Source organism: Enterobacteriaceae bacterium Kacie_13 (assembly GCA_013457415.1).
GTDB lineage: Bacteria > Pseudomonadota > Gammaproteobacteria > Enterobacterales > Enterobacteriaceae > Rahnella.
This window is the reverse complement of record CP045665.1, coordinates 2,068,039-2,090,279: the sequence shown is the minus strand read 5'-3', so window position 1 is coordinate 2,090,279 and position 22,241 is coordinate 2,068,039. Positions and strand designations below refer to the sequence as shown.

At 49.8% G+C, this 22,241-nt stretch carries 20 protein-coding genes; 5 read left to right on the top strand and 15 right to left on the bottom strand.

What is annotated here, in order from left to right; all coding sequences use genetic code 11:
- Window positions 1-42 precede the first annotated feature (42 nt).
- From katG to GE278_09585, 8 genes are all read right to left on the bottom strand, one after another.
- On the bottom strand, window positions 43-2,211 hold the full coding sequence (gene katG / locus GE278_09620) for a catalase/peroxidase HPI (protein ID QLK63259.1): 2,169 nt from the start codon (window positions 2,209-2,211) through the stop codon (window positions 43-45).
- A gap of 301 nt (window positions 2,212-2,512) precedes the next feature.
- Window positions 2,513-3,538: an LLM class flavin-dependent oxidoreductase gene (locus GE278_09615; protein ID QLK60998.1), complete on the bottom strand. Its 1,026-nt coding sequence runs from the start codon at window positions 3,536-3,538 to the stop codon at window positions 2,513-2,515.
- Window positions 3,539-3,849: 311 nt separating this feature from the next.
- Complete coding sequence (locus tag GE278_09610; GenBank protein ID QLK60997.1) at window positions 3,850-4,992, bottom strand: hypothetical protein; 1,143 nt, start codon at window positions 4,990-4,992, stop codon at window positions 3,850-3,852.
- Window positions 4,979-6,808, bottom strand: a complete 1,830-nt coding sequence (locus tag GE278_09605) for an AAA family ATPase (GenBank protein QLK60996.1) — start codon at window positions 6,806-6,808, stop codon at window positions 4,979-4,981. Before GE278_09605 ends, GE278_09610 begins: the two co-directional genes overlap by 14 nt.
- Window positions 6,809-6,951: 143 nt before the next feature.
- Window positions 6,952-7,926 carry a response regulator gene (locus tag GE278_09600; GenBank protein ID QLK60995.1) on the bottom strand — a complete coding sequence of 325 codons (975 nt, stop codon included), beginning with the start codon at window positions 7,924-7,926 and terminating at the stop codon, window positions 6,952-6,954.
- A 189-nt stretch (window positions 7,927-8,115) separates the two neighbouring features.
- A complete protein-coding gene (locus GE278_09595) occupies window positions 8,116-9,093 on the bottom strand; it encodes an acryloyl-CoA reductase (protein ID QLK60994.1) in 978 nt (325 codons plus the stop codon).
- 151 nt (window positions 9,094-9,244) lie between these two features.
- A complete protein-coding gene (locus tag GE278_09590) occupies window positions 9,245-10,582 on the bottom strand; it encodes an NtaA/DmoA family FMN-dependent monooxygenase (GenBank protein ID QLK60993.1) in 1,338 nt (445 codons plus the stop codon).
- Window positions 10,583-10,591: 9 nt separating this feature from the next.
- Window positions 10,592-11,578, bottom strand: a complete 987-nt coding sequence (locus tag GE278_09585) for an MsnO8 family LLM class oxidoreductase (protein ID QLK60992.1) — start codon at window positions 11,576-11,578, stop codon at window positions 10,592-10,594.
- Between the two features lie 237 nt (window positions 11,579-11,815).
- Between GE278_09585 and GE278_09580 the strand changes: the two genes are divergently transcribed.
- Window positions 11,816-13,000 carry an amidohydrolase gene (locus GE278_09580; GenBank protein QLK60991.1) on the top strand — a complete coding sequence of 395 codons (1,185 nt, stop codon included), beginning with the start codon at window positions 11,816-11,818 and terminating at the stop codon, window positions 12,998-13,000.
- Window positions 13,001-13,146: 146 nt separating this feature from the next.
- Here GE278_09580 and GE278_09575 read toward each other — a convergent pair whose 3' ends face one another.
- Window positions 13,147-13,716, bottom strand: coding sequence for a hypothetical protein (locus tag GE278_09575; GenBank protein QLK60990.1), 570 nt, complete (start codon window positions 13,714-13,716; stop codon window positions 13,147-13,149).
- A 475-nt stretch (window positions 13,717-14,191) separates the two neighbouring features.
- On the opposite strand from GE278_09575, the gene GE278_09570 reads away from it, so the two are divergent.
- The 4 genes from GE278_09570 to GE278_09555 all read left to right on the top strand — a co-directional run bounded on the left by GE278_09570 (window position 14,192) and on the right by GE278_09555 (window position 17,453).
- Window positions 14,192-15,118 carry a transporter substrate-binding domain-containing protein gene (locus GE278_09570; GenBank protein ID QLK60989.1) on the top strand — a complete coding sequence of 309 codons (927 nt, stop codon included), beginning with the start codon at window positions 14,192-14,194 and terminating at the stop codon, window positions 15,116-15,118.
- A 15-nt stretch (window positions 15,119-15,133) separates the two neighbouring features.
- Entirely contained in the window at window positions 15,134-15,637 is a 504-nt protein-coding gene (locus tag GE278_09565) for a GNAT family N-acetyltransferase (protein QLK60988.1), read from the top strand.
- Between the two features lie 31 nt (window positions 15,638-15,668).
- Window positions 15,669-16,583, top strand: coding sequence for an ABC transporter permease subunit (locus GE278_09560; GenBank protein ID QLK60987.1), 915 nt, complete (start codon window positions 15,669-15,671; stop codon window positions 16,581-16,583).
- Window positions 16,584-16,703: 120 nt separating this feature from the next.
- Window positions 16,704-17,453: an ATP-binding cassette domain-containing protein gene (locus GE278_09555; GenBank protein ID QLK63258.1), complete on the top strand. Its 750-nt coding sequence runs from the start codon at window positions 16,704-16,706 to the stop codon at window positions 17,451-17,453.
- Window positions 17,454-17,456: 3 nt separating this feature from the next.
- Here the strand turns inward: GE278_09555 and GE278_09550 are convergent, their stop codons facing one another.
- From GE278_09550 to GE278_09525, 6 genes are all read right to left on the bottom strand, one after another.
- Complete coding sequence (locus tag GE278_09550) at window positions 17,457-18,050, bottom strand: hypothetical protein (protein ID QLK60986.1); 594 nt, start codon at window positions 18,048-18,050, stop codon at window positions 17,457-17,459.
- A 9-nt stretch (window positions 18,051-18,059) separates the two neighbouring features.
- Window positions 18,060-18,356: a hypothetical protein gene (locus tag GE278_09545; protein ID QLK60985.1), complete on the bottom strand. Its 297-nt coding sequence runs from the start codon at window positions 18,354-18,356 to the stop codon at window positions 18,060-18,062.
- 253 nt (window positions 18,357-18,609) lie between these two features.
- Complete coding sequence (locus GE278_09540) at window positions 18,610-19,629, bottom strand: oxidoreductase (protein ID QLK60984.1); 1,020 nt, start codon at window positions 19,627-19,629, stop codon at window positions 18,610-18,612.
- Window positions 19,630-19,710: 81 nt separating this feature from the next.
- Window positions 19,711-20,388, bottom strand: a complete 678-nt coding sequence (gene deoC / locus GE278_09535; protein QLK60983.1) for a deoxyribose-phosphate aldolase — start codon at window positions 20,386-20,388, stop codon at window positions 19,711-19,713.
- A gap of 88 nt (window positions 20,389-20,476) precedes the next feature.
- Window positions 20,477-20,746, bottom strand: a complete 270-nt coding sequence (locus GE278_09530) for an HPr family phosphocarrier protein (GenBank protein ID QLK60982.1) — start codon at window positions 20,744-20,746, stop codon at window positions 20,477-20,479.
- A 25-nt stretch (window positions 20,747-20,771) separates the two neighbouring features.
- Window positions 20,772-22,196 carry a PTS fructose transporter subunit IIC gene (locus tag GE278_09525; GenBank protein ID QLK60981.1) on the bottom strand — a complete coding sequence of 475 codons (1,425 nt, stop codon included), beginning with the start codon at window positions 22,194-22,196 and terminating at the stop codon, window positions 20,772-20,774.
- Window positions 22,197-22,241 lie beyond the last annotated feature (45 nt).

Genomic DNA, 22,241 nt, shown 5'->3' with positions numbered 1-22,241 from the left:
TTTGACGTTTGCTGTGTCACGGTTAAGACTGAGCAACAATTTTCAGAGATCGAAACGGTCCAGATTCATCACTTTGTTCCATGACGCGACAAAGTCTTTCACAAATTTCTCTTTGGCATCACCGCTGGCATAAACCTCTGCGCTGGCGCGCAGAACAGCGTTGGAACCGAAGACCAGATCGGCACGCGTCGCGGTGAATTTTACTTCGCCGCTGGCGCGGTCGCGCCCTTCAAACCGTTCGCCAGACTCGTCGGTGGCCTTCCATTCGGTGCGCATATCCAGCAGGTTCACGAAGAAGTCAGTATTGAGTTCTCCCACAATATCTGTGAAAACGCCTTGCTGGCCGCCGTCGAAGTTTGTTCCCAGTGAGCGTAACCCTCCCACCAGCACCGTTAATTCCGGCGCGGTAAGCGTCAGTTGCTGTGCTTTGTCGATCAGGAGATTCTCCGTTGAGGTTCGGCCGTAAACGCCACGGTAGTTACGGAAACCATCCGCACGCGGTTTTAGCAGTTCGAACGATTCAATATCAGTCTGATCCTGACGGGCATCCACGCGCCCTGCCGTGAACGGCACCTCAATCTCCACGTTGACGGCTTTCGCGGCCTTCTCAACACCGACCACACCCGCCAGCACAATCACGTCCGCCAGCGAGGCTTTTGCGAATGACTGCTGAATAGCTTCCAGCGTCGGCAACACACGGGCTGCGGTAGCGTTAACGTCCCAGCTTCTTTGCGGTTGCAGCGCCAGACGCGCACCGTTGGCACCTCCGCGTTTGTCACCGCCGCGGAAAGTGGACGCCGAAGCCCATGCCACAGACGTCAGCTCACTGACAGAAAGACCGGACGCCGCAATTTTTTCTTTCAGCTGGGCGATATCGGCAACCGTCGGGTGATACACAGGAACCGGCAGCGGATCCTGCCAGATTAAGTCTTCTTTTGGCACTTCCGGCCCGATGTAACGCGCTTTCGGCCCCATATCCCTGTGAGTCAGTTTGTACCAGGCGCGCGCGAAGGCTTCGTTGAAGGCCTGAGGATCGCTGTGGAAACGACGGGAGATTTTTTCAAATTCAGGATCGAAACGCAGAGTCAGATCGGTGACCAGCATGGTCGGTTTGCGTTTTTTATTCGGATCAAAAGGGTCTGGAATGATATCCGGTGCGTTGGTGGCCTCGAACTGAATTGCACCAGCCGGGCTGCGGGTCTGTACCCACTCGTATTTGAACAGGTTTTCGAAGAAGTAATTGCTCCACTGTGTTGGCGTCTGCGACCAGATAACTTCCAGACCGGAGGTGATGGCGTCCGCGCCGACGCCGGTGCCGTGGCTGCTTGCCCAGCCGAGCCCCTGCGATTCAATCGGTGCGGTTTCCGGATCAACGCCGACATGGCTGGCCTCGCCTGCGCCGTGGGTTTTACCGAGCGTATGTCCACCGGCGATAAGCGCGACAATCTCTTCATCGTTCATGCCCATATTACCGAAAGTGGCACGGATAGCCGGTGCGGCAGAGGCCGGATCGCCACTGTGGTTCGGGCCTTCCGGGTTGACGTAAATCAGCCCCATCTCAGTTGCGCCCAGCGGTGATTTTGCCAGTTCTTCGGGGTGACGATGTGCAAGCCATTCGGTTTCGTCGCCCCAGTTGATGTCCAGATCCGGTTCCCAGACGTCTTCGCGACCGGCACCAAACCCAAAAGTACGGAAGCCAGAATTTTCGAGCGCGACGTTACCCGCAAGAATGTAGAGATCGGCCCACGAAATTTTTTGACCGTATTTTTGCTTTACCGGCCATAACAGACGACGAGCTTTATCGAGGCTGACGTTGTCTGGCCAGGAGTTGAGGGGTGCGAAGCGCTGCTGACCACGCCCCGAGCCACCGCGACCGTCAACCGAACGGTAGGTGCCGGCGCTGTGCCATGCCATGCGGATAAAAAGACCGATGTAGCTGCCCCAGTCGGCGGGCCACCAGGGTTGGGATTCAGTCAGCAGACCTTTGAGGTCAGCTTTGAGTGCGGAGTAATCTAATTTAGCGAATTCTTTACGATAATCGAAGGTGTCGCCCAGCGGGTTTGAGCGGGATGAGTGCTGGTTTAGCAGGTCAACTCTGAGCTGATTAGGCCACCAGTCGCGGTTACTTGTACCGCCACCGGAGGCTTTATTCGAGTTTCCTGTATGAAAAGGACATTTGCTGACATCGGCTTCTCTGTCTGCTTCTACAATCGGCTTTGCGTCTTTCGCTTCTTCATCAATAGAACTGCTCATGCTCACACTCCTTTTTTATAGTCTCATTGCTACTCTATACGCGGATTAACGACAGTCACATCTGAATCACCCTATGTATTTGATAGTCCTTCCCTTCAGATTTTTGCACGATTCTTGCGGGTTTTATCATCAAAAATTTTTCTTGCTGATTATAGAATAGCCAGTTCATCTCAGCGGATTATCTGTCAGCGTCGCAAAATAAGAAAAGCCCGCTTACGTTGCCATAAGCGGGCTTTCGGTTCCGATGATATTCAGCGCATTACTCGCGCCAGCCCATGGCCGGTGCCACATGCCTGAGAATTGACTCAATGACGTGCACGTTGTAATCAACACCCAGCTGGTTGGGCACAGTCAGCAGTAAAGTGTCCGCCTCGGCAATGGCTTCATCCTGTTTGAGTTGTTTGATCAACGTCTGCGGATCGGCGGCATAACTGCGTCCAAAAATGGCGCGTGTTTTCTCATCAATAAAACCGACTTTATCACTGTCGTTGCTGCTGGCGCCAAAATACGCGCGGTCGCGGTCGTCCATCAACGCAAAAATACTGCGGCTGACAGAAACGCGTGGCGTACGCTGATGACCCGCTTCTGCCCACGCAGCACGGTAGGCGCGGATCTGCTGCGCCTGCTGGATATGGAACGGTTCGCCAGTTTCATCATCTTTAAGCGTCGAGCTTTGCAGGTTCATACCGAGTTTGGCCGCCCATACTGCGGTGGCGTTCGAGCTGGCGCCCCACCAGATGCGCTCGCGCAAACCTTCTGAATAAGGCTCAGGACGCAGGAGTCCAAGCGGGTTTGGAAACATCGGCTGAGGGTTTGGTTTAGCAAATCCTTCACCACGAAGTACATCAAGCAACACTTCGGTATGGCGCCGCGCCATATCGGCCTCAGTTTCCCCTTCTGCCGGCTGATATCCAAAATACCGCCAGCCATCAATCACTTGTTCTGGCGATCCACGGCTGATCCCAAGCTGTAAGCGACCGCCGGAGATCAGATCTGCTGCGCTGGCATTTTCTGCCATATACAGCGGGTTTTCATAACGCATGTCGATAACACCGGTACCTATCTCAATATTGCGAGTTTTCGCACCAATAGCTGCGAGCAAGGCAAACGGAGAGCTCAGTTGGCGGGCAAAATGATGCACTCTGAAATAAGCGCCGTCGGCACCGAGTTCTTCAGCCGCCACAGCAAGATCAATCGATTGCAGCAGAGCATCTGATGCAGACCGCGTGCCTGACTGGGGAGACGGCGTCCAGTGACCGAATGATAAGAATCCAATTTTTTTCATAGCGTCATTATCCTCAAACCTCGTGTGACCATGAGCGGATTAACCAGACGACTGGTGCAGAAAATCGCGCGTTGATAGGGTCACTTTACGTCGGGAAGAGATGAGAATAAATATCAATTGTTTAACATAAGGATTCAGTTTATTTGATGAACAATAATTTTTCTGAATTCTTAAACAGTTGAATCCAGCTGTTTGCCATTTGATGCTGATGTAAAAATCGTTGCCAGAAGCATGACGAGTCATAAGAATGCCCCCCCGAAAGATTGCTCTATTTTTCAGCAACTGAACAGCGGGCTGTCGATAGTGACTATTTATAAATCAATAATATCACGCGTTAATTTAGATAAGGGTTTATTTAGCAAATCCTCTTCCTTACCGGTAGTATTAAACAACAATAGATCAACTTCTTCATCAGACCAAGGGCGCTCAAAAATAGTGGTTAAATGCTGCCGGTAGCTTTCATTTCGCAATTTTTGTTTATCGAGAAGTTCAGCGACAAATCCCGCATGGTTACTGTAAATATGCCTCAAATTAAAAAAATCATGTTGGTGTAAGTCACTATGCCCAGATACTAAACTGATAGTAACCTCTGAACCGCCATAAAAATCTTCTGGTCGGTTAATAACATGAGCAAATACTTTATCCTGATTGCCTTTGCCACTATAAGGATAATTGAAGGGGAACATATGATCTCGTTTGATTACCATATTACAGTGCGCGCAGGAAGGAACAAAATTAGCTAATGTAAGAGAAAATAATGGGAATTTTTTTTGGGAATAGATATGATCCAATTGTGCGATACTTACACTCTTGCTTGACTGCCTGCTGATTTTATATTTATCGACCCACTGACGATTACAGTAAGGACAAACATTAACATTCATTTTATCAAGCAAATTAAATCTTAGTGTTTCACTGATAAAACTATACTTAAAAAAAATATTTATTTCATCATTGATAAGTTTAAAATCTTTAGCGATTCTATCATACCACGAGTAATATATACTTTCATTGTTAGCAGCGATAGAAGGAATGGCAAACTTTATAACAGCATTAAAATCATTTATTACAGCATTCCTTATTGAATTAAGATAAGTCATTGCACTCATTGGAGTGCCATTATGATCAGTGTGTGACTTATGGTATTCCATTTTATTTAAAAAATCGTAATATACTTTACCATGCATGAGATATTTTTTAATAGCCCTGTACTCGGCCAAAAACTCGACACTTGAAGTGTCAGCAAAATGCGAGGGAGAGAAAGGGTCAACTAATATCCAATCAATAAATTCTTTCGAAATATTTAATTTCTTTGCAGTAAATAAACTATTAGCTGGGAAGTTAATCCAGTCAGTCCGACTGACGGTTTTCTTTTGAACTTTACCACCCACCTCATTAAGATAGAATTTAACAAACTTTTTATTCTGCAAGAGACTGTTTTTAATCCTTATCATTTTCGAGTTCCTGTTTCAGCTGCATTACTTTCGCCTCCAGGATAAGAAGTTCTTTCTGCTTATCACTCTTTGATTCCGGCCTGCTGGCAAACATTTGCAATAATTTATTTTTCACAAATCGATCATCAACAAGATTGATTGTCCGATAAATATTCTTGAGGTCTTCAGGTTTAATGTGTTGGGGATTGTTTAAAAACTTTATAACAGGCTCAAGTTTCTTGCTGGCAAATTCACCAATAGTCGTGCTCAAAAAAAAACTATCATTAATGATATCATGAATATTACTTGCAAAACCAAAAGATGAGGGGACAGTATGTAAAAACTCCTGTTCATCCCTGACTATTTTAATAATTTTCTCTTTAGGCAAGTCGCTGATAATATAGGGAGCGTGGGTGGTCATAATTACCTGGAATGACTCTGCAGGTTCAAACTCACTATCGTTACTGAGCTCTTCTAATATTTCCAGCAATATGCATAAGAATTTACGACTCCATTCTGGATGTAAATGAAGATCAATTTCATCCAGAAGCAGAATAAACTTATCAAATCCTAACTTAATATTTTTTTCAACCGCACAACATATAGCGGAAAGTTTATTAATAATGGCACTTTCACCGTCACTCTTATACGGAAACCTGACGTCCACTACATTTCTGATTGCTTCATTTTCTAGTTCTAAAAGAATACTGTAAATATTCGGATCGATTTTACTGAGTTGACTGACTAAAGTAAATTCATAACCATTAGTGCTAAAGTCTTTATCATCCAGTGACTCTAAATATTTTACAATTTTATCCCAATTAATATGAATTGATGTCCCATAAATTTCTGACGTTATACTTATTACCTTTTTCAATTTTTTAAGTAAGCGTGCTTTCAATGCATCATAACCACCTTGACTACTTATCTTTTTGTTATGCCTGGTGAATTTAGCAGCATTTTTACTATCGATCATTTTATCAATCGAATCTGGCATCGTTACACTTACTGCTTCCAGTGCATATTCATTGATCAACATTTCTAGCAGATGAATAATAAATAGATTTTTATATCCTGTAATAAGAATTGGCCGTTTGGGGTATGGCATATCGGTGTTAATATTAGCAGTATAAAATCCATCAAGGTCGTTGTAAATTTCTATTAACTTATTATCATTGTAATTATTATTAGTAAATGAATTGGATATACGAAATACTAATGATTGATCACTTATTTTTTCATCAAGATCTTTGTATTTACGTATCAAATATTTGTAAACCCAGGCTTTACCTTGATAAAGGTACTCTCTTTTAAATGACTGAACCATATCTTCTTGCGAATCAGGGCGGCGCAATTTCATTTCAGGAAAGTGTAAAACGACTGTACGTCTTATTTCTTGATCTATATACCCACTATCGCTAAGTACAGTAGAGTATTTAAGCGCATTAATATCGGTTTGAAAAAAATAGTCTTTATCAGTGTAATAAGGCGATTCTTCTAACAGTGAGGAATCTTGCCCTTCAACAACGAAGGTATTGTCTGCCACATAATATACCGCAAACCATTTAGCTGACTGCAACTCGAACCGGCGGTCAACCTTCTTCAGACCCAGCAGCGATAGCATAGTAGATTTTCCACTGCCATTACGTCCAATAACCGCGTTTACATTGGTAATATATGTGCCAAAAAAGTTATCGGGTAACCGTTGCGGTCGCGCAGTGAACTTCAGCGATTTTAGTTGTTTATCATGCTCAACGACAAAACTGCCGTTAAAATCAAATGAAAGGTCGTATGTCTCTCCCCTGACCTTCTGGATGTAAAAATACAATAACTCCATATATCGTCCTTTCTTGCAAAAATAGCTAATGGCTAATTATTCTTACAGAACTGAAAATATCCAGCAGTATTTTCCAAATACTGAAGCCCGCGAAATGAAAAAGCTTCACTCGCAGGCCATATCAGCTAACTACCCTTCTACTTTTATGCGCTAACAAGCCTTTTCGCATCCAACGCTTTATGAATAGCCGCCTCCAGCTCATTGATTTCGAACTTGGCGACGTAACCATCGGCACCGACTTTACGCACGTGATCTTCGTTGGCGCTGCCGGAAAGGGAGGAGTGAATGATCACCGGAATATTCTTCAGGAACTCATCGCGTTTAATATTGAGCGTCAGAGTGAAGCCATCCATTTCCGGCATTTCCAGATCGGTGAGCACGAAGGAAATTTTATCGGAAATTGGACGCCCTTCGGCTTTGCACACTTCTGCCATTTTGCGGATTTTATTCCAGGCTTCCAGACCGGTGACGTGCATCTGCGCCGGAATTTCCATCATCGCCAGTCCTTTTTCCAGCATCTGACGCGCCACTTTCGAATCTTCCGCCACAATCGCTACGGCGCCCGGCTTCAGCTCGAACGCTCGGGTCTTTTGCTTATCGATCGCCACGTTGCCGGTAGAAGGCACGATATCGTAAAGGATCTGCTCGACGTCCAGCACCAGTGCCAGGCGGTTGCTGGACTTATCGTTGTCCAGACGCGCAATACTGGTGATATTGCGGCTCTTGACGCCGGATTCAGCCGCCAGCACCTGACTCCACTCAAGACGCACAATATCGTCAACCGATTCCACTGCAAACGCCTGTGTGCTACGCGCGTATTCGGTGACCAGCAGAATGTTCAGGCCGGTTTTCGGCACGCAGCCAACGACCGCCGGAAGATCAATCACTGGAATAATTTCGCCGCGAATATTCGCCATACCCAACATTGGGGATGCCATGCCTGCCGCTTTGGTCAGTGAAGGCATCGGCACGATTTCACGCAGTTTAAAAACGTTGATGCCAAACAGCTCAGACTGGTCTTCGTCAGGCGCAGACCCCAGACGGAACAGCAATAACTCAAACCGGTTTGATGACGTTAGATTGGTTCTCTCATCGATGTCTTTCTGAAAATTGTCCATACTTTCCCCATGCGTTTAATTATTTGTTATGCGACAGCAAAGCGATATGAGCCATTCGGAAAATAAGGGATCAGATTCTCTATTATCTCGTTCTGTATTTATCGGTCAGTCGCGGGAAATTCTTTAGTGCAGAAGGAAAATTGAACGAAGGAGAAATCCCGGCACCGCAGGAGTGCCGGGAGAAGCTGGTTAACCGGTGATTTTCACCAGCGTTCTGCCCTGAATTTTATTGTTGAGGAAATCTGCCGCTACCGCAGGCGTTTGCTCAAGACTGATTTCCTTTGCGGCTTGCTGATAGAAGCTTTCCGGCAAGGTGTTCATCAGGCGCTCCCACACCGCCGCACGGCGCTCAGCGGGCACAGAAACGGAATCTACCCCCTGCAAACGCACGTTGCGCAGGATAAATGGCATGACGGTGGTCGGTAAGTTGAAGCCGCCCGCCAGACCGCAGGCTGCGACACAGCCGCCGTAATTGGTTTGCGCCAGCAACTTTGCCAGCACTTTATCGCCGACGGTATCTACCGCACCTGCCCAGACCTGTTTTTCCAGCGGACGCGTTTGCGCAAAATCATCACGCGAGAGAATTTCGCTGGCACCGAGTTTACGCAGGTAATCATGAGTTGATTCACGTCCAGTGACCGCCGCCACGTTATAACCGAGCGTATGGAGCAGCGCGATAGCCGTGCTGCCCACGCCGCCGCTCGCACCGGTCACAACGACGGTGCCGCTGTCCGGCATCACACCCGCCTCTTCCAGCGCCATCACACACAGCATGGCGGTGAAACCGGCCGTACCGATGATCATCGCATTACGCGCCGCCATGCCTTCCGGCAATGGCACCAGCCAGTCGCCTTTCACACACGCCTGTTCAGCCAGACCGCCCCAGTGTGTTTCGCCGACGCCCCAGCCGGTGAGGATTACTGACTGCCCGACCGAGAAGCGCGGATCATTGCTGCGGCTGACGTGGCCGACAAAATCAATACCCGGCACCATCGGGAACTGACGGATAATTTTGCCTTTGCCGGTGATCGCCAGCGCGTCTTTGTAGTTCAGACCCGACCAGCTGATATCCACCAGGACATCGCCTTTCCCCATATCAGGCAGTGCAATCTCTTTCACCTCAGCCAGCGTAGCTTTGTCGAGCTGTTCCAGAACCAGAGCTTTCATATGTTTTCCTTAAGCGTTCTAAGATTTCGAAGGGTTTTGCGAAACCTACGCCCAATTTTTTGACGAGGCAAGCCCCGACGTTCTTCCCTGCAAAGCAAAAAGCCCACTCGGTGTGACCGGAGCGGGCCGTTGAAAGTTTAGTATGTTGTAACTATTTCTCGTTCACTGTTTCCCGCTGCTTTTCCTGCACGCTGTAACGGTTCGCTTTGAACGGAATATCCAGCCGTTCGCGCAGGGTGTGTGCTTCTGAAGGATGCCAGTAGCCGCGCGCCGCCAGCACCGGCAGGACAAGGCGCGTGAAGTCGTCGAGCGCCTCGACCAGCACCGGTCCGCTGATGATAAAGCCACTTGCACCGCCCTCTTCCACCCAACGAATCAATGTATCGGCGACCTGTTCCGGCGTGCCGAAGAATTCACCCCGTGGCAGCGTGACCTGATATGCCACATCGCGCAGCGTGAGATTTTCCTCTCTGGCCTGCTTTTTGATGCTGTCAGTGGTTGAACGGAACGTGTTCTGGCCTAAATCGCCCAGCTCCGGGAACGGGCCGTCTGGCGGATACTGGCTAAAATCGTGATGATCGAAAAAGCGGCCAAGATACGCCAGCGCGTCATCAAGTGACAGCAGCGAGAGCAAATGCTGATATTTGGCTTCGGCTTCCGCTTCGGTTTTGCCGACAATCGGGCTGATGCCGGGGAAAATCCCCACCGGATGACGCCCGTTTGTCGCCACCTGCGCCTGCAATTTGGCCGAGTACTCTTTCGCTTCTTCCAGCGTGCGGGCGTTGGTGAATACCGCATCGGCAGATTTGCCCGCCAGCGCGATCCCGGCATCCGACGCGCCTGCCTGGAAAATCACCGGCTGCCCCTGCGGCGAGCGCTGAATGTTCAGCGGCCCTTCCACCGAGAAAAACTGCCCCTGATGATTAAGTTTATGCAGTTTGGCCGCATCGAAAAACACGCCGCTTTTACGGTCGCGCACAAAGGCGTCGTCTTCCCACGAATCCCACAATCCCTGCACCACGTTGATATATTCCTCAGCAATCTGATAGCGCAGCGCATGCTCAGGATGATCTTTACCGAAGTTTTTCGCCGACCCGGCCAGCGGCGACGTCACCACGTTCCAGCCCGCGCGCCCCTGACTGATGTTATCGATCGTCGCCAGTTGACGCGCGACAGTGAACGGATCACTGTAGGAGGTCGAAATCGTCCCGGCCAGCCCGATGCTGTGCGTTGCCGATGCCAGCGCCGACAGCAAGGCAATCGGTTCAAAACGGTTAAGGAAATGCGGCAGCGATTTTTCGTTGATGTGCAGGCCGTCGGCGACAAACAGGAAATCAAAACCGGCGGCTTCTGCGCGCAGCGCTAAATCACGGAAATACGGAAAATTAACGCTCGCATCGGCTGGCGCTTTTTCATGCCGCCATGAATTCATGTGGCCGCCTGCACCGTGCAACATCAGACCCAGTTTGATACTTTTCGAATGGCTCATGAGATCTCCTTACAGCTGGCCAGCCAGCAATTCAATGGACTTCAGACGCACGGCGGCCTCTGTCAGTGGGGTATGAAGGACAAATTCGTTGACGCAAAGACGGCGCTGAAAATCGCGCAGCTGTTCATGGATATCACCTGGCGTACCGTGCAACACGCTGAGTTGTTGCTGTTCGATGGTGAATTGCTTCGCACCCGCCTGCCGCACAAAGGCTTCCGCCTGTTCGCGGGTGCCGACCGTAACGTGTTTTTCGCCAATTGTGACGCGGAAATTATGCTGTCCGGCCACCCGTTCTGCGGCTTCTTCACGGGTCTGCGCAGCGAGCACCGCCAGGCTGACCAGTGCCTGCCCTTTTCCGGCGGAATATTCATGGAATGCCAGCACCGATTCAGTCATGACTTCCGCCGACGTATTGATGAAACCGGCGAACACAAAATTCCAGCCGAGCGAGGCAGCCAGACGGGCGCTCTCTTTACTGGCACCGAGCAGAAACCGCTGGGGCGCGACCGGCGGCTGCGGCAGCGCCCGTGCTTCCACACCGGCAAGATGGTCGTCGAGATGCGTCAGATAATGGGTCAGCTGCTGTAACTGTGCAGGAAAACCGGGCGCATTGTCTGCGCTGTGATATCCCCGCAGCGCCTTAGTGGAAAGCGGCAAACCGCCAGGCGCTTTACCGATACCGATATCCACGCGATCGGGTGCCAGCGCGGAGAGCAGATGGAAATTCTCCGCGACTTTATACGGGCTGTAATGTTGCAACATCACGCCGCCGGAACCGATACGCAGCGTTGACGTCCGGGCCAGCAGCCAGGCAATCAGTACTTCCGGCGAACTGCCCGCCAGCTTTTCGGTGTCATGATGTTCGGACACCCACAAACGGTGATACCCCAGTCTCTCTGCTGTCTGCGCAAATGTCAGCGTCGCCGCCAATGCCTGTGCGGCGCTCTGCCCGTCATTTATCGGGCTTTGATCTAATAAGCTCAGTCGGTAATTCACGTCGGGCATTCCTTTTTATCTGCTTATGTCGGTAACAATCACTCATCATGATAAAAAGAGTTCCACGAAGTCAGCGCAAAGCTAAATAATAAAATTACGTTTCTATAGTGAATATTTAGCTATGGGATTTATGCCTCTTTGGCGGATATAAATTATAGCCACAGGGTATTTAGTCAGACGGTAATTCATGACTAGGATGAAATGACTGCAATCTCTACCCATAAAAGGCTATTTATAATGAGCATTTCACTTGCCGATGAAATCCGCACCGGGGCGAACACCGCTTCCACTGCGTTAGAAAATCAACTCATCGCCCATCGCCGCGAATTACATCAACATCCTGAATTATCCAATCAGGAGTTCGTGACCACGCAAAAAATTACCGACTGGCTGAATGCCGCCGGGATCCGCATTTTAGATCTTGGCTTAAAAACTGGCGTAGTGGCTGAAATTGGCCCGGCGCACGGCCCGGTGGTGGCGCTGCGCGGCGACATCGACGCCCTGCCAATTGAAGAAACCTCCGGCGTGCCCTTTAGCTCACAGCAACCGGGCGTAATGCATGCCTGCGGCCACGATTTCCATACCTCGGTAATTCTTGGCGCAGCGTATTTACTCAAAGCCCGCGAGGACCAGTTGCAAGGTCGCGTCCGTTTGTTTTTTCAGCCTGCCGAAGAGCGTTTTGGCGGGGCATCGCAGCTGATTAAGGCCGGTGCGCTGGAAAACGTCGATGCCATTTTTGGCCTGCACAACGCGCCAGAACTGCCGGTCGGTACCTTTTCCACTAAAGGCGGCGCGTTCTACGCCAATGTTGATCGCTTCCAGATAACCATTACCGGCAAAGGCGCGCATGCCGCACATCCGGAAGAAGGCGTCGACAGTATCGTCACCGCCAGCCACATCGTGACCGCGCTGCAAACACTGGTCAGCCGTAATGTCGCCGCGCAGGAATCCGCGGTGGTCAGCGTGACCCGCATTGAAGGCGGCAACACCTGGAACGTCTTACCACAAAGCGTTGAGCTTGAAGGCACGGTGCGCACGCACAATGATGATATTCGCGAGCAAATTCCGGGTCGGATCCGCCAGCTGATTTCAGGCGTCGCCGGTGCGCTGGGCGCGAAAGCCGAGCTGCACTGGTTTGGCGGGCCACCGGCGGTGGTGAATACGCCACGCTGGGCGGAATTCAGCCTTCAGGCGGCAGCAGAATTTGGCTATAAAGCGGAAGTGGCCACCGCGCAGATGGGCGGCGAAGACTTTGCGTTTTACCTGCATCATGTCCCCGGCGCGTTCGTCAGCATCGGCTCAGCCAGCGAATTTGGCCTGCATCATCCGCAATTTAATCCGGACGAATCGGCTATTTTCCCGGCAGCGAATTACTTCCAGCAATTAGCGGAAAAAGCGCTGCAAGAATTAACACGCGAGTGATTTTAAGTGAGGTTCATGGCCGAAAGTCATTTAAATGGCCATGAACCTACTCCACAACCCCGCCTGGCCATGGACTGACCTACTGAGATGATTAAAATTCTCATCAGGTAAACAGTCTGTTACCTGATTTTAAGCAGAAAACCAAGTTAAAACGAGTTACTACGCCGAAGTGGCATCTTACTTCGAATCACGCGCCCTTCACTCCATTCATTGATAGGCCAATAAACAGGTCGTTCATTCATATGACTTGCTTTCGTACAAAAAGAAGCACGAATATATTTATAATACTCAACGGGGATTACCATTTGTAGATTATTAGCAAGCCCGCTTAAATCATTTAAGTTATCGCGAGAACTGATACCATTAATACTGGTATCCATAATATCCCAGACACAATTTTTCAGTTTAAAAAGTGAGACTGTTGAATATATCTTCAAAATAGTCGCACCACTTGGTGAGTTATTAAACTCCATTCGCTCTCTGGTTTTATCATCATATTTCATCAATTTAAGACAGTCTCGTTGTTTAGCCGCAGCCGAGAAAAAACGCACCAGGAACCCACTATCTCTTGCAACATACAACCCGGAACCTAAGGCAGCATAAGCATCACTCTCTTTTGGCCCTTGCGTGGTTAAACCTATCGCTGCGACTTCACTTGTACCATGATACCCCAGTAAAAACATACATCCTCCATAAATTAAAATTGAGTTACTCATTAATCCTTTTATTATGAAAAGTTAATAAATTTACATTCATCTAATAATGTTTTGAATGCCCACATCACCACCATGAATATTAACTCTTTCAAACGAAAAGATCATAACCCTCTAAGATTATCATGATTGCTATCATTAAATATCAGTTCAAAGCCAAAATTATAAATTCCATTTTCCTAATAGTCTTAAAATAAAATAATAAAACCCAAGTGCGATTACACTATAAAATCCCTGAGTACTTATGATTACTGCTGGTTACATAAACCGGACTTCGCCGTTGAACCATGATGTTCAGGTCGTCAGATTATTTCTCTGAAAGGCAACGCAAGTAGTTTCGCCCTCTTGCTTCCCTCCAATTGCTTTTTCTCAATTTGATTATTGAATTTTGTTGTTTTACATCTCCGTAACACTCGGCAATAGTGAAAACGTCACCTTAATGTCATAAACACATAATAAGAATGCAGGGTAAAAAATAATGATGATACGTAGCTTTAGTCTCACTGCCATTGCCACTTTGTTAAGTCTTTCTACACTGGCACATGCCGCACCGGGTATCGACCTTGTTGCTAATGAAACCCCGATCAATACGCCGAAAAGCCCTGAAGCCGTGGCGAAAATCCCGGCCAATTTTAAATTTGTCGAACCGGGCACGCTGACGGTGGCACTGGCCGTACTCGGCAGCGCCCCGCCGTTCGGCCTCTTTGCCCGCGATAACAAAACGGTGATCGGCAGCGAGGCTGATATCGCCCGTCTGGTGGCCGATGGACTGGGACTGAAGCTTAAAGTGGTACCGGCTTCGTGGGAAGACTGGCCGCTGGGTGTGACCTCCGGAAAATACGACGCGGCTATCTACAACATCACCGTAACCAAAGATCGCAAAACCAAATTCGATTTCGCCACCTACCGTGAAGACACGCTGGGCTTCTACGTGAAAACCGGCAGCAAAATCACCTCGATCAAGTCCGCGCCGGATATCGCTGGTAAACGCATCATCGTCGGCTCCGGCACCAATCAGGAGGCCGTACTGCTGGCGTGGGACAAAGAGAATCAGGCCAAAGGTCTGCCTGCGTTTAAACCGCAATACGTCACCGACGATGCCGCCGCCACGCTGGCTATCCAGTCAGGACGCGCAGACGCCACCTTCGGGCCGAACGTTACCGGTGCTTATAAAGCGCTGCTGACCGGCAAGACGCAGCTGGTCGGCACGGTGCCAGGCGGCTGGCCGAAAACCGCCAATATTGCCGTCACGCTGAAAAAAGGCAACGGCCTGGTGGATGCTGTGCAGGCATCGCTGAACAGCGCCATCGCCAGCGGCGCTTATTTACAGGTGCTGGATCGCTGGGGCGAAAGCGTTGAGAAAATCGACCATTCAGAAATCAACCCGCCGGGACTGGGCGACTGATCAGGAGACTGAAAGATGAGCGACGACGTTTTTATTCAGACCGTGCCAGAAGATCCGCTGATTGCGCCGATCATTGAAGGACTATTTGGTGAATATCGCGAGCGCTACGGTGATTTTTTTTCCAGCCAGCCACCGGAAGATGACAGCGTGTTTGCTGCACCCGATGGCACATTTATTGTTTTGCTAAGAAACGGAGCGCCCATAGCGATGGGCGCGTACAAACGTTACGACGAAGACACCGCCGAGTTCAAACGCATCTGGACGGATCGCAGGCTGCGCCGTCAGGGGCTGGCGCAGAAAGTCCTGCATGAACTGGAACGTCGTGCCGCCGCTTATGGTTACCGGCAGGTGTTTTTGACCACCGGATTCCGTCAGCCGGAAGCGGTCGGCCTGTATTTATCGCACGGTTATCAGCCGCAGTTCGACACCCGGCTCGATCCGGAAGTCTATTCCCGTGAACCCTACGACGGGCGCTTGCCCTTCAGAAAAGCGCTGACCGCTGACGTTCCCGTCACCTAGTTGCAGATCACACCAATAACAGGCAAAACGTATGAGCGAAAACACCTCCCCGACTGTCAATCATCCCCCGCTGAAAGTGGTGCCGGCTCGCTATCCGTGGCGGCTGGCCGGTGCGGTATTTTCGGTGTTCGTCCTGCTGGCGATTGTGCAATCTATCGCCACCAATCCCCGCTGGGAATGGGGCGTGTTTCGCCAGTGGTTTTTTGATCCCGTCATTTTGTCAGGGCTGGGCAAAACCCTTTTGCTCACCCTGCTCGGCACCCTGTTTGGCATTATCTTTGGCACCGCACTGGCGCTGGCCCGCCTCTCAAAATCTTACCTGCTGAATTCGCTGGCATGGGGCTATATCTGGCTGTTCCGCTCGCTGCCACTATTGCTGGTGCTGATCATCCTTTACAACTTTTCCTATCTGTACGACAACCTCTCGATCGGCATTCCGTTTACCTCGCTGTCGTTTTTCAGCACACCCACGGTGGATTTACTGGATCAGTTTTCCGTCGCGGTGCTCGGCCTTTCTCTGGTGCAATCGGCCTACACCGCTGAAATCATTCGGGGTGGGATTTTAGGCGTCGAGCACGGCCAGCATGAAGCCGCCGCCGCACTTGGCTTACCGGCGTATCGCCGCACATTTCGCATCATTTTACCGCAGGCGCTGCGTTCAATTCTGCCGACCGGTTTTAATGAAGTGATCAGCCTCGCGAAAGGCACGTCGATTGTGTATGTGCTGTCGATGCCGGAGCTGTTTTACACCGTGCAGGTAATTTACAACCGCACCCAGCAGGTCATACCGCTGCTGATGGTGGCGACGGTCTGGTATCTGCTGATCACCACCGTACTGTCGGTACTGCAATATTACGTCGAGCGTTATTTCTCACGCGGCACCGTACGTCAGGTTGCACCGACGCCGTTGCAGCGCCTGCGCCAGTGGCGTCTGGCCCGTTCTTAACGGCTCACTTTCTGGAGAATTATCATGTCCGAAGCCTTTGATCTGTTCGTTAACCGCCCGGCGGAAACTCCCGTTAAGCAGCTGTTCCCTCATAAATCTCATACTGCTACCGTCGGGCGCATCGAGATCAACAATCTCAGTAAATATTACGGCGCGCACAAGGCGCTGGATAACGTCAGCCTGAACATTGAGCCCGGTACGGTGACGGTGATCCTCGGCCCGTCCGGCTCAGGTAAATCGACCCTGCTGCGTACCATTAATCACCTTGAACGCGTGGACGAAGGGTTTATCCAGATCGACGGTGATTACATCGGTTATCGTCGTAAAGGCGACACGCTGTATGAGCTGAAAGAGCGCGCGATCCTCAAACAACGCACGCACGTCGGCTACGTGTTCCAGAATTTCAATCTGTTTCCGCACATGACCGTGCTGGACAACATCATCGAAGCGCCGGTTGTTCACGGTTATCTCAGCCGTAAACAGGCGATTGTCCGCGCCTATGAACTGCTCGACACGGTCGGACTGCGTGAAAAGGCCCATGCCTGGCCGCGACATCTTTCAGGCGGCCAGCAGCAACGCATTGCTATCGCCCGCGCACTTGCGCTCAATCCGAAAGTGATGCTGTTTGATGAACCGACCTCCGCGCTGGATCCTGAGCTGGTCGGTGAAGTACTGGACGTTATCAAGAAATTGGCGGAGTCCGGCGTAACGCTGGTGGTGGTCACGCATGAGATAGGCTTCGCGCGGCAGGTGGCGGATCAGGTTGTGTTTATGGTCGATGGCCGCGTGGTTGAAACAGGCGACGCCGCTCAGGTTCTCGACCGGCCAGTCCATGCAAGGACGAAGGCATTTTTACAGAAAGTGTTGTAAGCCTTACGCCACCGTCGCGACGAGGCTTTTCAGGTGCGCGATACGCTGTTTATCGGGGTTGATCAGGACATCGTTGTTGATGGCCAGCACCACGCCCTTGAGCAGTTCCGTGGTGTTGTAAATCTGAGAAAGGGATTTCAGTTCGTTAATATCATTGTGGATTTCGCGTCCTTTCAGCGAGAGACGTTTATTCGCCAGACCGGTCGCCAGCTCAGAAGTGAGAAGTTGCACGAGTTGCACTGCGGCCACCGGATGGGTCGACAGCATATGGATGTAATATTTCATCAGCAGCGGGATAAACTCCGGCGTCGCACCCAGTTTGGCGCTCGCCAGATTAAGGATATCGATCATATGTGCAGGCATACGGCTTTCCACAGCCTTACGCTGCGTTTCCAGCTGCTTCTTTACCGCCGGGACCGACTGAAACGGCAGCACCGCAACGCTGTCGCAGGTCTTACAAACTCCCACCACCACGTTCTTCACCAGGCCGCTACCGTCGCTGAAAGGCACATCGCGAAGCCTGAAGCTGACGGTCTGAAAAGACTGACAGACCTCGCACGCCGCCCGTTTCTCATCACCCACTTTGTAGATTTTCATAAGTTCCCTTTAATGATGAACGCTGATAAATACACTGGCCGGCTCATCGAAATACCATTTGATATACCAATGTAAACCTGCGCAGGTAACGGTAATTATATGTACATCAACACTGCTGTCGTAATGGTGAGGGCTCATGCGGTGATCGGCCCCACCTGCCCGCATAATCACAGTGATGACCTCCTGCACAGACACATCACCGGTACTTAATAAATTCTTAAGGTCCACATCGTGTCGGACAGCAAACTCAATGTTCCCCGCCCGTAAACACTCAATGACCCTGCCCTTAATGTCTTTAAACCCCACACGTACTCCAATGTACGCCAGTTGTCGTACAAAATCAACTGATTATTATTGCCTCACATCTGCAAAGACTGAGAACGAAAATACGCGCACAGAATAGGAGCATTCGTGTAGAAATGAATGATAAAAAATATATTTATCAATGTTCTGGAAGATAACGTGGAAATAGGAATGTAACGGAAGATGGACGTTGCATGAGTTGAACGGGCACCCGGTCTGTCAGCCGGGCACCTTGCATAAACTGACTTCCAGCGGGTTACTCAATAAACACTGGCCGCTTTTCACGTAAGGATTTCAGCCCTTCCCTCACCAGGATCAGCGCCATTTTTCCGTCATGTCCCGTGACTTGTGTTTCTGTATCATTACGGATGGCGTCGATGAATGCCTGAGCCTCACACACATAGGCTTCCTGATATAATTTCGTCCATGAAGGCATGGATTGCGTTTGAATGGTTTTATCTCGCGTGACCACCTCAACATTATTGCTGTTCTGGCGTCCGACTTTCACAATTCCGTGTGTGCCGAGGATTTCGGCGCGGGCATCATAGCCATACTGAACGTACTGGGCGCCGTCGATCATACCGATAATGCCGTTGGTAAATTGCATCATCACCGCGCAGGTATCGTAGTAATCAGGATATTGCTCTGCCTTCTCCGGCGAGCGAAAATTATGGCCAATGACGTGGATCATACTGACCTCGGCATTGGCGTACCATCTCAGGGTATCAAGATCGTGGCTGTTCACTTCCGCAACCGGGCCACCGCTTTTTGAAATATCAAACATCCACTCTTTTGGCTCGCTGGGGCCATGTGTCAAAGATTTAAGTAAAGTGACGTCGCCGACGGTCTTATTTTCAATCACTTCTTTGCCGAGTTTGAAATTTTCATCAAAGCGGCGCATGAAACCCAGCTGTAATTTTACGTTGTGTTCCCGGCAGGCTTCTATCATGTCGTTGCACTCTTCTTCCGTACCCGCCATCGGTTTTTCGCAGAATACGTGCTTACCGGCTTTCGCGGCGGCAACCACAATATCCCGGTGTAAATGTGTCGGCGTAACCACCACGATGGCGTCAATATTGTCGTTCTTTAACGCTTCGCGGTAATCCGTATATTGATATTCAACCTGAAGTTCTTTTTGTGCTTCAGCCAGGCTTTCAGCAAAAGGATCGCATATCGCAATTAATTTTGCGTGATGGACATTGCCGTTATAATTTCTGGCGTGGATCATCCCAGCGCGACCACATCCAATAAGACAAACGTTAATTGTTTTTTTCATTTCCAGCCTCAGCCACAAGATTGAATAGGTAACTTAATTGATATTATTAACGGGCCTGCCCGCTGGCAGGCCCGTTACATTCTATTTTGACGAACGAAGTTCATTAATGATTTTTATTCCGGCTGAACTGCCCAAACGTGTCGCACCGGCTTCAATCATCGCCAGGGCATCTTCCAGCGTGCGAATACCGCCAGCGGCCTTAACCTGCACGTGTTCCCCGGCGTGCTCTTTCATTAATTTAACATGTTCGACAGTGGCTCCGGCAGTACCAAAACCCGTTGAGGTTTTCACAAATGCTGGTTTCACTTGGGAGGCAATTTTTGCGACGTGAATAATCTCATCGTTGGTTAAATAGCAGGTTTCGAAGATGACTTTAGACACAATCCCGGCTTTATTGGCCACCGCGACCAGCGCTGCCATTTCCTCTTTTATATACGCGTAATCATGCTCTTTGACTTTGCCGACATTGAGTAAATAGTCGAACTCCTGAGCGCCATTATCCACGGCCTCCTGCGCTTCAAACACTTTGGCCGCGATGGTCGTTTGCCCGAGAGGGAAGCCTATCGCCGCCCCCGTCAGCACTGATGAGCCTTTCAGCATCCCGTAGCAGGTCGCCACCGGCCAGGAATTGATGGCGACAGAAGCAAAACCGTATTCTCTCGCCTCGTCACACAACTTTTGAAAATCGTCTTTTGTGGCATACGCATGAAGATTGGTGTGGTCAAAAAATGAGGCCAGTTTTTCAGCAGAGAATTTCATTTTATATTCCTTATTTAAGTCAGATATTTGGCTATTGCTTTCTTGGCAATGGATATAATCAATGCATTTACATTACTAAATTATTAAATCAGCCAGCCTCCTCCACTAACGTGGACAAATAATGGCCCAGCGTCTCGCTGGCTTCTTTTTCCTGTTCGCCATCACACCGCAAAGTAATTATTGAGCCGCACACAATGCCGAGTTTCATCAATGCCAACATACTTCTGCCATCGACATCTTTTTCATTGTTAACAAGCCTGACGGCACAGTTATATTTCTTTGCCATTTTTGAAAACATGGCGCAGGGACGACTGTGAAATCCCATCGGGTTAATAAAAATAATGTCTGTAGCTATCATAAAAAGTGATCCCTAACGTTTTAAATTAAACAGCCAGTGCGGATTTATAAAATTTGGCCCTGCGGTATAAGCCATAGATAATGCCGCCGGTTAGCCCTCCGCTGAGGATGGAAACGACCCACAGAACACCATGCGTGACTAATGGCAAAATAATCAATCCGCCGTGCGGCGCAGGAACCGCAACTTTGAAAACAAAGGTGAGCGTCGCACCAATCGAGGCGCTCAACATCAGTATCGGAATAACGCGCAGCGGGTCTTTCGCCGCAAAGGGGATGGCGCCCTCGGCGATAAACGTTGCACTGAGAATGAGATTGACCAGCCCCGCTGCCTGTTCTTCTTTTTCGAAATACTTTCTGAACAGGACAGTCGCAATGGCAATTACCAGCGGGGGAACCATGCTTGCCGTCATCACACCGGCCATAAATAAGGCGTTGCCCTGCTCAGCCAACAACATGGTTCCGGTGACATACGCGGCTTTATTGACAGGCCCACCGAGGTCAAATGCACTCATACAACCGATGACAATGCCCAGAATTAAAGGATTGGCATGTTCCAGTCCGGCCAGCCAAACCATCATGCCTTTATTTAACGCGGCAATTGTGGAACCGGCAGAAAGCATGAAGAACCCGACCACCAACACACCAATTAACGGCATCAGGAAGATTGATTTGAAGCCCTCCAGAGAGCGCGGGAACGAGCGCGTAACATGCAGCATCCACTTCATGAAATAACCGGCGAAAAACCCGGCGATGATCCCCCCCAGGAAACCGGCACCGATATCCATGGCGAGCAAGCCGCCGACAAATCCCGCGACGAATCCCGGCCGGTTCGAAATGGAGTAAGCAATGAAGGCGGTAAAAACCGGCACCATCAATGAGAATGACAGCTTGCCGAGTTTAAACAGGTTGGCCGCAATCGGGTTGTACTGCGCATTTGTCGGGTCGAATGAATAAATACCCCAGAAAAATGAGACCGCGATCAACACACCGCCTGCGACCACGAAGGGCAGCATATTGGAGACGCCATTCATCAGGGAGATATACAACGCCCGCCCAATACTTTCGCGTTCGGCCTTATCGGCGACGGACTTGTCTGTTTCTGGTGTTTCGCCTTGTAAATGATTATAGATATCTTCATGGCCCTCTATCGCTCTGGCCACCAGCTCATTGGCCTTTTTGACACCATGCCCGACCGAGGCGCGAATGACGGGCTTGCCGTGAAATCGCGCCATTTCTACTGCTTTATCGCAGGCCAGGATCACCATATCGGCCTGAGCAATCTCGTCTTCTGTCAGCGCATTCTCAATGCCCACGGCACCATTCGTTTCAACCCGTATCCTGGCCCCCGCTTTTTCAGCGGCCTTTTTTAACGCGGCTTCCGCCATAAATGTATGGGCAATACCCGTTGGACATCCGGTTACTGCGACAAAAAATTTTCCTTCGGTCGACATGACTCTGGCTCCTTGAGTGGCTGTTTCACCGGACTGGCATAGAGG